Source organism: Botrimarina colliarenosi (assembly GCF_007859955.1).
Classification (GTDB): Bacteria; Planctomycetota; Planctomycetia; order Pirellulales; family Lacipirellulaceae; genus Botrimarina; species Botrimarina colliarenosi.
The window spans coordinates 332,696-347,948 of sequence record NZ_SJPR01000004.1; the positions used below are offsets into that span (position 1 = coordinate 332,696).

At 65.9% G+C, this 15,253-nt stretch carries 9 protein-coding genes; 6 read left to right on the forward strand and 3 right to left on the reverse strand.

The annotated features are described in order from the left end of the window. Positions 1-70: 70 nt before the first annotated feature. Both Pla108_RS15420 and pilM read right to left on the reverse strand, forming a co-directional pair. Positions 71-1,420, reverse strand: coding sequence for a hypothetical protein (locus Pla108_RS15420; RefSeq protein WP_146445853.1), 1,350 nt, complete (start codon positions 1,418-1,420; stop codon positions 71-73). Between the two features lie 69 nt (positions 1,421-1,489). After that, complete coding sequence (gene pilM, locus Pla108_RS15425) at positions 1,490-3,715, reverse strand: type IV pilus assembly protein PilM (RefSeq protein WP_146445854.1); 2,226 nt, start codon at positions 3,713-3,715, stop codon at positions 1,490-1,492. Between the two features lie 391 nt (positions 3,716-4,106). Between pilM and cmk the strand changes: the two genes are divergently transcribed. From cmk to Pla108_RS15455, 6 genes are all read left to right on the forward strand, one after another. Further along, positions 4,107-4,844: a (d)CMP kinase gene (gene cmk, locus Pla108_RS15430; RefSeq protein WP_231934528.1), complete on the forward strand. Its 738-nt coding sequence runs from the start codon at positions 4,107-4,109 to the stop codon at positions 4,842-4,844. Between the two features lie 14 nt (positions 4,845-4,858). Continuing rightward, positions 4,859-5,542, forward strand: a complete 684-nt coding sequence (locus Pla108_RS15435) for a lysophospholipid acyltransferase family protein (RefSeq protein ID WP_197526605.1) — start codon at positions 4,859-4,861, stop codon at positions 5,540-5,542. Between the two features lie 355 nt (positions 5,543-5,897). Continuing rightward, positions 5,898-7,763, forward strand: coding sequence for a 30S ribosomal protein S1 (locus Pla108_RS15440; protein ID WP_449240201.1), 1,866 nt, complete (start codon positions 5,898-5,900; stop codon positions 7,761-7,763). Between the two features lie 318 nt (positions 7,764-8,081). Beyond that, positions 8,082-8,975, forward strand: coding sequence for a sigma-70 family RNA polymerase sigma factor (locus Pla108_RS15445; RefSeq protein WP_146445857.1), 894 nt, complete (start codon positions 8,082-8,084; stop codon positions 8,973-8,975). Positions 8,976-9,124: 149 nt separating this feature from the next. After that, a complete protein-coding gene (locus Pla108_RS15450; RefSeq protein WP_146445858.1) occupies positions 9,125-11,980 on the forward strand; it encodes an ATP-binding protein in 2,856 nt (951 codons plus the stop codon). Positions 11,981-12,007: 27 nt separating this feature from the next. Further along, positions 12,008-13,177, forward strand: coding sequence for an HD-GYP domain-containing protein (locus Pla108_RS15455; RefSeq protein WP_146445859.1), 1,170 nt, complete (start codon positions 12,008-12,010; stop codon positions 13,175-13,177). A 10-nt stretch (positions 13,178-13,187) separates the two neighbouring features. Here the strand turns inward: Pla108_RS15455 and Pla108_RS15460 are convergent, their stop codons facing one another. Then, entirely contained in the window at positions 13,188-15,149 is a 1,962-nt protein-coding gene (locus Pla108_RS15460) for a TolC family protein (RefSeq protein WP_146445860.1), read from the reverse strand. Positions 15,150-15,253: the final 104 nt, after the last annotated feature.

Sequence of the window (15,253 nt, forward strand, 5' to 3'; positions counted from 1 at the left end):
AAGTTGCTGGTAGGTGGCGACGCGTCAGGCGTCACCGGTCAGGCGCCGTTCCGTAGGGATACAACGAAACTTATTCAACGGCCCCGGCGTCGTCGGACTGGACGATCGAGGGGTCGGGTGGATTGAAGATATAAACAATCCCCTGCAGGACCACGGTTCCCTTCGTCGGCTGGCGGTCGAACACCGCGACCTCGCCCGAACCGACACTCGACCCGCTCGCACGGCCCCCCTCCCCTTCGGGGTTGAAGCGGACCTGATCGACCTCGACCTGCAGCGGGGCGTTCGCCAGTTCCCACATGAGCTTCGCTAGGTAGCGGGTGTCCATCTCGAGGGTCATCCGGACCGGCAGTCGCTTGAACTCGCGGCCGAACTTGAAGTCCTCGGGGACGTCCGGGATGGGGGCGCCGGTGTCGTCGATGTAGCGGCCGGCCAACAGGGCGTTGGCGCCGCCGCCCCCGCCTTCGGCGCCGAACTCGCCGCCGTAGCCACCGCGGCTGAATTCACCGCCGTAGCCGCCCCCTTCGGCGCCTAGCTCGCTGCCGTAGCCACCGCCGTTGAATTCACCGCCGTAGCCGCCCGCACTCGTCGACTCGCTGGCGTCGGGCGCGACGAGGGTGCGACCCGTGGCGTCGCCGCCGCCGGCGGCTTGGCCGACTTTCATCTCGACAATCGTTTGCACGGCGGCGCGGTCGCGTCGGCTGGCGCCGGTCGATTCGTTCGTGTCGGCGATCGCTTGTAGCAAGGTCCGATAGACCCACAGGTCTTCCTGGAGCAGCCAGATCTCGATGGGCGAGGGGACTGTTTCGGGGACCAGTCGGGCCCTCAACTCGCCCTGATCAAGCCATTGCACGAGATGCGTTTCGAGCGGCTCGCCGTCGTCGCCGACGGCGCCGCTGTACTCGCCCCCGCCGAACTCGCCGCCTCCGCCGCGACCGCCCCGCTGACCGCCTCCGCCCTCTTCGGCGTAGAGCTCGGCGTCGACGATCTCCACCAGCGAGGGAAAGGTCTCTTTGATGTAGTTGAGGTACTCCTCGCGCCGTTTCGAAGAGATCGAGTCGCCGAACTTCGCATCCTTTACCGCTTCGACGAATCGGTCGCCAAGTTCGGGCGGCCAGATCAGGACGTTTTCTTTCTGCACCCGGTAGAGGTCTTCCCACTCGCGGAGCACGTCCGCGGCAAGCTTCTGCGTCTCGATCTGCTGCTTGCGGTTGATGTCGTCGTTCGGCTTGAAGGGCTGATTCTGGATGGAGCCGACCGCGCTAAACTCGCCGTCGATCTTGGTGCGGGCGGCCTTGGTCTGGCTGGCGACCGACGACGACGACGTGTACCAGACGCCGAGCGTGGCGATGACGACGACGAGCGACAGCACCCAGAAGTGGTGCTTCTGGAGCCAAGCGAGGGCGACTTTAACCTGGTCCATGGGAGGGCCGTTGGCTGAATCGGTTGACGGTGAACGGGGGAGTGGAGCGTGCTGGGGTCGCTGACTTCGCTAGTAGCCTTCCGCTTCGGCGGCGCCATCGACCAGGCCCTTGCGGGCCAAATCGCGCGAGTGCCTTAGTGTCGGTTTCCAGGAGAACTGCACGACAAAATCGTATCGCTGCAGCTTCCAAAGCTCGGGAACGGCGGGCGCGTCGGCGCCGGGCCGCCCCCCGAGGCGGGGACTCGACTCGGCAAGCGCCGTTCGGCGTCCTCGCCCGGCCTCTTCGCCCTCGAGCGCTTCGGGATCGTACTCGACCGAAACGGTTCGGCGTTTCGTGACCACCACGGGGTAGCCAATGCCCAACTCTTCGAAAGTCACGTCGATCAGTTCGGGCTTGCCGTCGGGACCGATTTCGCCGTCGGGGAGCTGAATCTTGCCCGAGATGAGGTTCTCTATCAGCGTCTCGCGGACGAACTGCTGACCGATAAGCCCGCCACGGCTGTTGTGGAAGTGGTGCCCACGGAGCTGGATCACCCAGCCGGGTCCCGTGGGGCCGGCGCCAGCCCCGCCCGCCTCGGCATACTCGGCGCCGCCGCCGTACTCATCGACCGGCGGTTCCACCGGAGCTGCGGCTTCGGCCCCTTCCGCCGCGGGATCGACCTCGGCGGCGGGGTCGGTTGTGGGCGTCGCCGCGGCGTCGCGGTCGCGGCTTTGCTGGGCCTCTTCCCAGATCGGGCTGACCGTCGCAAACCACGTCGAGAGATCGTCGAACTGCTTGCAGTCGAGCGACGTGATGTGGATCTCTTCGCGCGAACTCACGTCCTCGGCGGTCTGCTTGCGTTCTTCCTCGGGACGCTTGTCTTGCGGGATCGCCGCGTTGATCGCCGACCAGAGCTCGGGCCAGAGCAGGCGGCCATCGACGTTGCTCGCGAGGTTGTTGCCGATCTGCAGGACGTCGTCGAACTTCGTCTTCTGGTCCTGATTCGCACTGGTCCAACCCGACGTCCGCTGGGCCACCTGCTGCGACTGGCTAAGGGCCTGCTTCCAGTCGTTCTCGACGTCAACCGTTTGGTAGGCCGAGACGTAGCCGCTGTAGTTGATGGCGAGGCCCGCCATCAGGGCCGCGGCGGCCGCAACGGCCCAAGGCTTCTTGGCCCGGATGACCCGCTGCATGACGATCTCGTCCGGCAGCAAGTTGGTGCCCATCTGCGCCCGGCCGAGCCCCTGCACGCAGAGGCCGTAAGCGACGGGGAAGCTGAGCTGGTTCTGCTGGAAGGCGGGCTGGGCCGTGACGCTGCCGCCGGCTAGCGCGTCGAACTCGTCGGCCATTTTGACCGGGATGTCGAGATTCTGCGCCAGGTAACGCTGCAACCCCGGCAACTTCATGGCGTTGCCGACCGCGATCACTTCCGAGAGCTCGGCGCCCCGGTTGTTGCTCATGAAGAAGCCGATCGAACGCTGGATCTCGGCCACGAGGTCGCTAAAGACCGGCCGCATCGCCTGGAAGACCGCCTTGGGGTCTTCCGCCTTGGCGGCGTTCTTCTTCAGGTGCTCGGCTTTGCCGAAGGTGAGCTTCAGCTCCTTGGTGAGCGCCTTGGTGAAGTGGCTGCCGCCGATCTGGATGCTGCGCTGCCAGACCCGGAACCCGTTGGTGACCACCAGGTCGGTCGTATCGACGCCGAGCGACAGCAGGACAACCGACCGCGGCGGGTTTTCTGGGTCGTAGGGCTCGGCCAGCAGCTCACCGAGCCGGTCGAAACAGACGTAGTTGTAAAGCGCCAGCGGCGCGAGTTGGATGTAGTCGATCTCGATACCGGCCCGGCGGAGCGGTTCGAGCGAGCGGGCGACCTGGTCGCGTTTCATCGCAAACAGGCCGATCTCGGTCTCGAGGGCGTACCCCTCTTCCTGGTTGCCGCCCGCCAGCGGCTGGTAGTCCCAAACGACGTCTTCCAGTTGGAAGGGGATCTGCTGCCGGGCCTCGTACTTGACGATGTCGGGGATCTTCTTCTGCTCGACCGGCGGCAGCTTGATGAAGCGCGCCAGGCCGGCTTGCCCGGGGACGCTCATCGCGACGTGGTCCCCCTTCAGCTCGTTCCGCTCGAGGAAGGTCGCGATCGCGTCGCGGACGATCTCCTCCGGCTCGGCGTCGGGCTGGCTGAGCAGCTTCGGGTACTCGATGTAGTCGAACGCCTCGACAACGAGGCGGCCCTCGTCCGACTCGTGGGGGCGGCAGCGCAACGCCTTCAGCGCGCTCTGACCGATGTCGATGCCCCAGACGGCTCCAGATTTCGCCATCGCTGCTTACGGCCTCACGGAGGAGGACGCCTTCTAGGGTTTAAGGGACTAGGGTTTAAGGGACGCTGCGTCGACCGGATCGCCGACAACGCAACGGGGGTTCTTGCGGAAGAGCCTGAACACAGGCCGAACCCATCCTAATCGACGCCACAGCCAATGGCCGGGGTCGAGGCGGCAAGATTGGCCTCTTTCTGTCCATTCCTAATTCTAGTCGCTTTGGCCCCTCCGTGAAAACAATCGGGACGCGCCCGTAGGCAGATCCGCTCCAAAGCCTGCAAAACCCGCCCCTCCGGTCCAATCGGGCTACGGGACGCCCGGCCTACGCTAGGCGGCGGACACGACGCGCACGGGCGGGTAGTGTGCGTCGCCCTGATGCTGCTAAACTTCCGGTGTGGCCAACCGCCAGACCATCGCCGACCCTACCGGCTTCGCTCCCCCGTCCCGCTCCGCGTTGATCGCCCCCGCTATGGTCGTGACGATCGACGGTCCCGCCGGGGCCGGAAAGAGCAGCGCCGCCCGCGAGCTGGCCCGCCGGCTGGGTTTCCGCTTTCTCGACACCGGTTCGATGTACCGGGCCGTGACCCTCGCCGCCCTCGAGCGGGGGGTCGATCTAACGGACACCGCGGCCCTTGAGGGCGTGGCCGAGGAAGTCGAGATCTCGCTCGACGACGACCGCGTCCTGCTCGACGGCCGCGACGTCACCAAGGCGATCCGCACCCTTGAGATTACGACGGCCACCCGCTACGCGGCCGACTGCCCGCGGGTCCGCGCCCAGTTGGTCGATCACCAACGGCGTCTTGCCGACGGGGTCGATGTCGTGACCGAAGGCCGCGACCAATCGACCGTCGTCTTCCCCGACGCCGAGTGCAAGATTTTCCTCACCGCCAGCGAGGAGGTCCGGGCCGAGCGGCGGTTTATCGACCTCGTCCAGCGTGGCGAGCACGTTACGCGTACCGACGTGCTGGAAAAACAGCGGGTCCGCGATCAGGGCGACAGCACCCGCGCCGTGGGCAAGCTCTACAAGGCGGAGGACGCCATCGAAGTCTCAACCGATGGGCTTTCCCGCGAGGAAGTCGTCGACCGGCTGTTGGAGATCGTCGAAGAACGCCGCCGGACGACCGCCAACTGATCGAGGGAGTGACTTTGGGCAAAGCGCCAAAAGCGTCGGAGGGGACTCCCCCGACCTATCGCCGGGGACTTGTCAAAACTTTCTGGTACTGGCTCACCAGCACGGCAATCTGGGCCGTCGCCAAACTGCTCTATGGGTTGCGGACCGAGGGGCGTGATCGGGTCCCCAGCGAGGGGCCCGTGGTCTTGCTCGCCAATCACACTAGCCACTTCGACCCCCCCCTCGTCGGCGGGGCGACGCGGCGGCAGCTAAGTTACTTGGCACGCGACACCCTGTTCGTCGGCGCGCTCGGCTGGCTGATCAGCTCCTACGACGCGGTGCCGGTCGACCGCGACGGCTCGGGGATTGCCGGCATCAAGGCGATGCTCAAGCGGCTGAAACAGGGCGGGGCGATGCTCCTCTTTCCCGAGGGGACGCGCTCCGACGCGGGCGAGCTCAAGACCTTCAAACCGGGGTTTGTCGCCCTCGTCCGCCGATCGCGGGCGACGATCGTGCCGCTCGGTTTCGCCGGCGTCCACGAGGTTTGGCCGAAAGGCGCGAGCCGTCCACGCCTTACCGGGCGGGTCGCCATGCACTACGGCGAGCCCCTGCCCTACGACGCCTACGCCCATCTCAGCGACGACGAACTGGTGCGACTGGCCGAAGCGAGCGTCCGCGCGTGCGTAGAGCAGGCCCGGGCGCTGAACTCCCGGCGTTGAGGCCCTGCGCCGGCATTCATCCGCCGTGTTGCGGTTGCCGCAACCCGCACAAACCGCTATTCTGCGGAGCTTAACGCCCGCTTTTGGGGCTCGGCCGTGGGCGCCGAGGCAAACCCCGGGCAGTTTCTTTACCCTTAACCCCCTGTGTCGCCGCCCGCGCAGTCTTCTATGCGGCGCCAGTCCGGGACGAGTTTCTCTCGCCCGACGACCGTCCTGCGACCCCATTTCTCCCCGTTGGCATGGGTCGCCCGCCTCTGAAGACCGCCGCCGTGATCGGCGCCTAAGTAAGGATTTCATGGTCAACCGTAACCTGCTCAATCAGTACGACGTCACCGACGAAGACCTCGTCGCCGTGATGGGCGATCAGGAGCTCATCGACGAAACCGCCTGGCTAGAAGGCGAAGACGTCTCGATCAATCAGATCGTCGAGGGCCGGGTCATCCGGATCGACAACGAGTTTGTTGTCGTCGACGTCGGCTACAAGAGCGAAGGGTTGATCCCCCTCTCCGAGTGGGAGCCGGAGATCGAGGAAGACCCCTACGGGCACGACCCCGAGGCCACGGAAATCGAGCCCCTCGAAGTCCCCGAGCCGGAGGAGCCGCCCAAGCCGGGCGACATCATCCGCGTGCTCGTCGAGGACGTCGAGGACGTCGCCGGTCGCCACGACGAGCGTGGCATGCTGGTCCTCTCGAAGCGGAAGGCCGAGCGGATCGAGCAGTGGTTGGGCGTCATGTCCGACGTCAACGAAGGGGACGTCGTTTCCGGCACCGTGATCCGCAAGATAAAGGGCGGCCTGCTGGTCGATATCGGCGTCAACGTCTTCTTGCCGGCGAGCCAGGTCGACATCCGCCGTCCGCACGACATCGGCGAGTACATCGGCAAAGAGATCCAGTGCATGGTTCTCAAGATCGACGAAGAACGCCGCAACATCGTCGTCAGCCGCCGCAGCCTGATCGAGCAAGAGCGCGCCTCGAAGAAGGCCGATCTGCTCAAGACCCTCTCGATCGGCGACATCCGCACGGGCGTCGTGAAGAACATCGCCGACTTCGGCGCGTTCGTCGACCTGGGTGGCATCGACGGCCTGCTGCACATCACCGACATGAGTTGGGGCCGCATCAATCACCCCAGCGAGATGGTGAAGATCGAGGACGAGCTGGAGGTGATGGTCCTCCATATCGACTACGAGCGTGAGAAGATCGCCCTGGGCCTGAAGCAGAAGAGCCCCAGCCCGTGGGAAAAGGTCCCGTCGACCTATCCCGTCGGCACCCGCGTGAAGGGCCACGTCGTCAACGTCATGAGCTACGGCGCCTTCGTCAAGCTCGAGGACGGCATCGAGGGCCTGGTGCACATTTCCGAGATGAGCTGGACCAAGCGGATCAGCCACCCCAGCGAGCTGGTGCAGGTCGACGACGAGGTCGAGGTGGTGGTCTTGGGCATCAACCAAGACAAGCAAGAGATCTCGCTCGGCATGAAGCAGACCCAGGACAACCCCTGGGACAAGGTCGCCGATCGCTACCCGCCCGGCGCCGACGTCGAGGGCCGCGTCCGCAACCTCACCAACTACGGCGCCTTTATCGAGATCGAGGAAGGCATCGATGGTTTGCTCCACGTCTCGGACATGAGCTGGACCCGCAAGGTCAGCCACCCCAGCGAGGTCGTCGAGAAGGGCCAACTGCTCAAGTGCAAGATCCTGTCGGTCGACACCGAACGGCGCCGGATCGCCCTGGGCATGAAGCAGCTCGACGAGGACCCGTGGTCCAGCGACATCCCCAACCGCTACCAGCCGGGCGACCTCGTGAAGGGCGCCGTCACGAAGATCACCAACTTCGGTGTCTTCATCGGCCTGGAAGACGGCCTCGAGGGGCTGCTGCACGTCTCTGAACTGTCGGACCAGAAGATCGAGAACCCCGAAGAGATCTGCAAGGTCGGTGACGAGATGGAGGTCAAGGTCCTCCGCGTCGACATCGACGAGCGGAAGATCGGACTCTCGCGCAAACGCGTCGATTGGGCCGAAGAAGAAGCGGGCGGCGAGGGCGAGCCCGAGGCCGTCACCGTCGGGTCCGCGTCGGCCGCCGGCAGCGAGAACCTCAAGGGTGGCATCGGTTCCGGCGACGGGCCGTTGTTCAAGTCGCCGACCGCCGAAGCCCCTGCCGCCGAAGTTTCGGCCGAGGCGTCGGACGACGGGGCCGAGGCAAGCGACGCTTCCGAAGAGGAAAAATGACGACCGGTCGCCAACGGCCAACCAAAGCCGTTGCGACCGCTGCGATTGCGATAACACGACGGCGCCGCGCCCCCCCGGGGACGCGGCGCCGTTTTTTGTTAGGCACGCGCCGGTGGCTTTCGTCCTGACGGAAAAACTGACTCGATCGGGGGACCGGCACAAACGGCGCACCACGCGCGGTTTGCCTACGCGTGCAGCCTTCGCACCGGCGGGGACGATACCCCTCTGTAAGCACCCGTCTCGCCCCGCGGCGAGGAGGTACCGGTCTCTCCCGGCCCCCATGCACCGGCGCACCACGCCCCCGCCAGCCGACCGCCCATGACAGCCGCCACCAAGAAACGCACCCTTTCCGACTCGGCCGTCCAGACGCCGCTGGAGACGTACCTCCGCGAAATCAACGAGACGCGCCTGCTCACCGCGGCGGAAGAGAAGGAGCTGGCCGTCAACATCGGCAATGGCGACCTCGCGTCGCGTGACCGGATGGTCCGCGCCAACCTCCGCCTGGTGGTGAATATCGCCCGCGGCTACGCCGGCAAGGGGCTCGGGTTGCAGGACCTGATCGAAGAGGGCAACCTCGGCTTGCTCCGCGCCGTGGAGGGCTTCGACCCCGCCGTCGGCACGCGGTTCAGCACCTACGCCAGTTACTGGATCAAGCAGTCGATCAAGCGGGCCCTGATCAACACGGGCAAGACGATCCGCATCCCCGCCTACATGGTGGAACTGCTGAGCAAGTGGCGTCGCGCGTCGGCCCGGCTGACCGAAGAGCTCGACCGCACGCCGACCCCCGAAGAGATCGCCCGCGTGCTGGGGCTCCCGAAGAAGAAGCTGCCGATCATCAAGAAAGCGATCAAGATCTACAACGCCACGCCGCAGACCGACCAGACCGAGGCGGGCTGGACCCTGGGCGACATGGTCATGGACGAATCGCAGCTCTCCCCGGACGAGCGGATGGTCGAGAGCGACTCGCTCCGCCATGTGCTGAAAATGCTTGAGCGGATGGACGACCGCGAGGCGACGATCCTCCGCTTGCGGTTCGGGCTCGGGGGCGTCGATCCCAAGACCCTCAAAGAGATTGGCGAGCAACTGGGGCTGACCCGCGAGCGGGTCCGTCAGATCGAAACCGAGGCCCTGGCGAAGATGGCCGCCAGCCTCGACGACCCCCGCGACGCGGCGCGGCTCTTCGGGACTTTCGACGACGATAACGACAATTGAAGGGGTCGTGACGGCGGCAGGTCGATTGGGGCGGGTCGCTCCCGATCGACCGAACGAAGCCCCCAGCGGAGCGGGCTAGACTTTCGTGGTTCTTATGCGCTTTTGCGTGAGAAGCCGACCCCGCCAGTATCTCTTCCGCCGTCCCTGTGATGTTACGCGACCGCCTAGGGAGCATCCGCAACCAAGTCCAATTGCTCGCCGCCCTCTCGGCAGCGACGGCGCTGGCGGTCGCCTGCGCGGCGTTCACGCTGAACGACCTCCGCGTGATGATGACGAGCAAGCAGCAGCAGCTCTACCGCTACGCGGCGGTCGTGGCGCGCAACGCCGGCCCCGAGATGGCCGCCGAGTCCTGGGAAGAAGCGGACCTCCATCTGGGCGCGTTGCGGCTCGAGCCGACGGTTACCTCGGCTTGCCTCTACGACCCGCAGGGACGGGTCGTCGCCGAATACTTACGCGACGAGATGTTCGGTGACGAGTTCCCCGAGCCCGGTGATAGCGCGTGGCTACAGAGGACCAACGACGACCAGACGCAACTCTTTCAACCGATCCACCACCGGGGGCAGCGCGTCGGCTCGCTCTACTTGCAAGCCACGAACGACGACCTGCACGAGCAACAGGCGAACTATCCGTTCATTGTTGGCCTGGTCTTCACGATCTCGCTGGCCGTAGCGGCGACTTTGGCGGCGCGGATGCAGCGGCGCATCTCGGGGCCGATCGACCTGCTCGCGAAGACCGCCGAACGCGTCTCTTCGGAGGGAGACTATTCGGTCCGCGTTGGCGAGCGCCCCCTCGGACAGCTCGGCAAGCTCTGCGCGGTGTTCGACGCCATGCTCGACCGGGTTGAGACCGCCGACCGGAACCTGCAGGAGGCCCACGACAAACTGAATGGCCGGGTCCGCGACCGGACCCGTGAGTTGCATCGCGAAGTCCTTGAGCGGCGCCACGCGGAGTCGGTCGCCTCGGGACAGACAAGAGTGCTCCAGCTGCTGGCCAGCGGGGCCCCATTGCCCGAAGTGCTCGGCGCCCTGATCGGCGAGGTCGAACGCCACATCGGCAACACCACCGTCGCGATCTCGGCTGTCGAAGCCAACAGCGAATGGTTCGGCGACGCGATCGGCCTGCAGATCAGCGGCCAGCAACGCGAGGGACTGCGTCAGCTCCCCTACAGCAAACTCGGCGCCGCCCCGGCGCGAGCGGCCGTCACGCTCCAGCCGGAGTTCGACCTCCACAACCAACGATCCGCTGTGGTTGACGCCTCGGGCTTTGAATCGACGGCCCACGGCGGCGCCTGTTGGGCGATCCCGGTCGTTACCGCTGACGGTCGTCTGCTGGCGGTGCTGACCCTGTTTTACAAGCACAGCCGAGAGCCGAACGACGACGAGCTCGGGCTCTTGTTGTCGGCCGGCTCCCTCGCCAGCCTCGCTATCGAGCAACGCAACGGAGAGAAGGCGATCAAAGCGGCCATGCACAAGGCGACCGAAGCGAACCGCTCGAAGAGCGAGTTCCTCGCCAACATGAGCCACGAGATCCGCACCCCTCTGAACGCCATCCTCGGCTTCGCCGATCTGCTGCTGAGCGACAGCAACGAACTCGACGCCGAGCGGCGCGGTCAGATCGAGACCATCTCAACCAGCGGGAAGCACCTGCTAGAACTGATCAACGACGTGCTCGATCTCTCGAAGATCGAAGCCGTTGAAGTCCGCGTTGAAAAAGAACCGACCGATCCCAATCGGGTGCTGGCCGAGGTGATGTCGCTGCTGCGGGTGAAAGCCGTCCAGAAGGGGATCACCCTCGACTGCGAGTGGCGGACCCCGGCTCCGACGGTCGTCCATACGGACGGCGCCCGGTTGCGGCAACTGTTGGTGAATCTCGTCGGCAACGCGGTCAAGTTCACGGAACACGGGGGCGTCCGCGTCGTCGCCGCGATCGAGGCGCACGGCGACGACGCGACGCTGCGACTCGATGTCACCGACACCGGCGTCGGCATCGCGGAAGACAAGCTGGGCGAAATCTTCAACCCGTTCGTCCAGGCGGACGCGTCGGTGACACGACGGTTCGGCGGCACGGGCCTCGGCCTGGCGATCTGCCGACGGCTCACCGAGGCGATGGGGGGATCGATCTCGGTCACGAGCAAGCCGGGCCAAGGGAGTTGCTTCACTCTGCGGCTGCCGGCGGGAGACCTCTCCGGCGTCGCCTCGAATTCTCGCCCGGTCTGCGACGCGGTCGATTCGCACCTAACCCGTTCTGCGGACAGCAAGTCACACGGCCAAGTCGGGCTCGAAGGCCTGCGGGTGCTCGTCGTCGAAGACGGCGAGACGAACCGGCGGCTAATCAGCCTAGTGCTCCGCCGGGCCGGCGCCGAGGTCGAGATGGCCAACAACGGCCAGGAAGGGGTCGACGCCGCCCTGGCGTGCGACTTCGACGCCATTCTGATGGACATGCAGATGCCGGTCATGGACGGCTACACCGCGGCAAGCCGGCTCCGCGAAGCCAACTACGGTGGTCCGATCATCGCGCTAACTGCTCACGCCATGATGGGTGACGAGCAGCGCTGTCTCGACTCGGGATGCAGCGACTACTTGACCAAGCCGATCGAGGCGCCCCGCTTGATGGCGAAGCTGGCCGCACTGCGCGGTGAAATCGCCGTCGAAGCGCCAGTGCTGGAGGCGGCGCCGGAATCGAACGAGCCGATCCCCAGCCTGCTGCCGACCGACGACGAAGAGTTCTGCGACGTCGCGGCGGCCTTCCTGGCGAAGTACTCCGACGAGCTCGCGCGGATGGCCAAGCTCGTCGACGCCAGCGATTGGCAAGAGCTGCGCAAAGTGGCTCACTGGTTTAAGGGGTCGGGCGGCACCGCCGGCTACACGGCCGTATCGAACGCGGCCCGCGACCTCGAAGACTCGCTGAAGGGTTCGCCAACCATCGCGCTAGTCCGGGTGAAGATCGACGCTCTCCGCCAACTGCGCCGTCGGCTGGTTGTGAAACTTGATGGCGTCCCTGCTTAACCAGATCGACTCTAGAAGCCAATCCACATGACAACGCTCAGCCCTCCCCCCGTCACCGCGTCCCCTGCCGCCCCGCTGGCAGCCGTCGCTACCGACGCGCGGGTCATGACTGAACCGCGGGTGATGATCGTCGACGACGAGCCGCTCAACGTCACCGTGGTGCGGAAGTTCCTACAGCGGGCCGGGTATCAGCGGTTCGAAGAGGTTACCGACGCGACGCAAGCGATCGCGAAGATCTACGCCAACCCGCCCGACATCCTCCTGCTCGACCTCATGATGCCGCAGGTTAGCGGCCTTGAGATCCTCGAGACCATCCGCACGGACCGGGCGCTCGACCCGATGCCGGTGCTGATCCTAACCGCCAGTTGCGACAGCGCGACCAAAGCGCAAGCGCTGAACCTCGGCGCAACCGACTTTCTGGCGAAGCCCGTCGACCCGAACGAACTGACGCCGCGGGTCCGCAACGCCTTGCTGGTGAAGGGCCGTGAAGACGCGCTGGAGAAACTTGTCGCGCGCCGCACGGTGGAGCTCGAGCGGTCACGCCGCGAAGTGATCCATTGCCTCGCCCGGGCGGCCGAGTTCCGCGATAACGAGACCGGACGCCACGTCCTCCGTGTCGGTCGGTACGCCGGCTTAATCGCTCGTCAGCTCGGAAGCGCCGAGAACGACGCCCAGCTGATCGAGGTCGCTGCGACCCTGCACGACATCGGCAAGATTGGCATCCCCGACGCCATTTTGTTGAAGCCTGGCAAACTCGACCCGGAAGAGTTTGAGCTGATGCAGAAGCACAGCGCGTTCGGGAAGAAGATCGTCACGTCGATGGACGCCTCCGAGTTTGCGGCGTTCATTGGGCACGCGAAACTCGGGTCCATCTTGCTCGAGGACTGCACCTCTCCGGTCCTGCAATTGGCAAGCCGGATCTCTCTCACCCACCACGAGAAGTGGGACGGCAGCGGCTACCCGCTCGGGCTGGCCGGGGCGGATATCCCGATCGAGGGCCGCATCACCGCCGTGGCGGACGTCTTCGACGCGCTCAGCAGCCGGCGTCCCTACAAAGCGGCGTTCCCGCTCGGCAAGTGCCTCGAAATCATCGAAGAGGGCCGCGGCAAGCATTTCGATCCGGAGGTCCTCGACGCCTTTCAGGCCCAGCGTGACGCGATCGTTCAAGTTCAGATCGAGTACGCGGACGACGAGTAGGCGTGGCGCGCTACAGCGCCGGACCGGCCGAGATCACCGCGTCGCGGCGTGTGTAGTCGAGCGGTTTGGTGCGACGCTGCGAGAGGTCGACCGCGTCGGCGTAGGCGCACGACGGCGACGCCCCCTCGGCCAGCACGATGTTGTTGTAATTGAGCAGCGTGCCGGTCTCGAAGTAGACGTTCCGCAAAGCGAGCGCGTAGTCGACGGTCGCTTGGTGGTAGAGGATCTCGGTGTCGAGCACGCGGCGTTGCGCTTCGAGCTTGAGGTCGATCGACGTCTCGCCCGACTTCTCGAGCTGGTTGAGCGCCGCGATCTGCCGCTCGGCGGCCTGGAAGCGGTTGTACTGCGCCTGGACGACGGCGAACGCGCGCTGGACATCGGCGATCGCGTTGCTGAGGCCGAAAACGACGTCGCGCTTCTGCTCTTTGAAGATCGCGCGGGACCGGGCCAACGCGTGCTCCGAGTTCCGCACCGCCGTATGGGCCCGGCGGAAGCCGAGGGGCACCTCGAGCTCGACGCCGACCTGCCATTCCTGGAAGTTGCCGTCGGTCAGGTCGCCGTAGGCGCTGCTGAACGGCTGGTTCGACTGATTCACGAGGTCCTCGCCGAAACCACGCCAGCGGTACCGGCCGACCACGTCAAGATCGGGCAGCAGCAGGTTGCGGCCGGCGATCAGCTCGAGCTCGAGTTGCTTGATCCGCCAGCGCTGGGCCCGTAGTTCGGGGCGTTCGTTGATAGCGGCCGACGCGAGACGCGACCAATCGAACGAGACGGGCGCAACCTGCGGCTCGTCGCGGGGACGTAGCACGGCGCCGCCGTTGATTGGCATGCCGATGATCAGCCGCAACCGCCGCTCGGCCAAGCGGACGCCGACCGGCGCGCGGCCGGTGCCGCCGCCACTGCCGTTGCCGGTGCGGGTGCCATCGAGCGTGCGGCCCGTCTGGGCGTTGACGACTTCTGACTCGTAACGCCAGTACTGTTCGAGCGCCTGGCCGATGTTCTCGTTCGTGCCGTCCTCGTCGCCGAAGCGGGCCCGCACCGCGACGCTCTCGTAGGTCTCGAGGGCGTAGTCGCGGGCGCGTTTCTTCGCGTCGAGGTCGCGGTAGGCGAAGTAGAGGTCCCAGTAGGCGTTTTCGACATTCGCCACCAGATCGCGGACCGCGGACTCAAACTCGGCAAGCGAAATATCCGTGCGGGTCCGGGCGAGCAGCACGCCGTTGAGCTGGCCCGGTTGGGCGTTGGGGCCGGCGATCCGGTTGAATTGCACGCCGGCGCCTTGCAGCAGGGGCTGGCGGATCTCGCCTTCGACGATCGACTGGAACGACTGGCTCGGGCTGCCGAAGCGGTTGCCGACATTGTTGTTGAAGTCCGATTCGAGCAGATGCCGCATGAACATCTGCGTGCCGGTGGCGGCCTGTTTGCGGAGCTCGAAGTTGGCGTTGCCCAGGTCCTGCGTCAGTTGGCCGCCGTCACCGATGAAGCTGTTGTTGAACTGGCGGTCGTTCTTCTCGAAGAACGCCCCGGCGGCGAACGTGGCGTCGAACGCCGACAACGCCGCCTCTTCGCCCGACAGCGGATTGCTGTACTGGGCCGCCGGGTCGTAGACCGTCGACACGAGGGCGTCGGGCGTCGTGATGACGCCCCCCAGGTCCCGCATCACCCGGGTGTTTTGCAGCGCGTGCTGGATCGCCTCTTCGAGCGAGATGTCTTGGTGCTCGACCGGCGTGTTGGGGTCGATCGCAATCGGCCCCTCCATGTCGACGCCTTCTTCGTTGCACGAAACGGGCTGTTCGATCGTTAGTTGCGACGCGGCGCCGGCCGGCGTGGTGTAACAAACCTCCGCCGCGGCCGAGTCGTAGAACGTGCACCCGGGGTCGTAGCTCTGGCACCCCGACACGGCCACCACGCCGACGAGCCAGCACGACGTCCAACGGCGCCAGCAGGGGCGGCGGCTTGGGGATCGGTTGGTCATCGCGGGGTTCCCGTGGACACGGTCATGCCGGTTGCGCAGCGTTTGCCGCTCTCGTCGACTTTGACGATTAGGCTATCGGCAGCTGGCGCCGGCCGTCTGAAGAG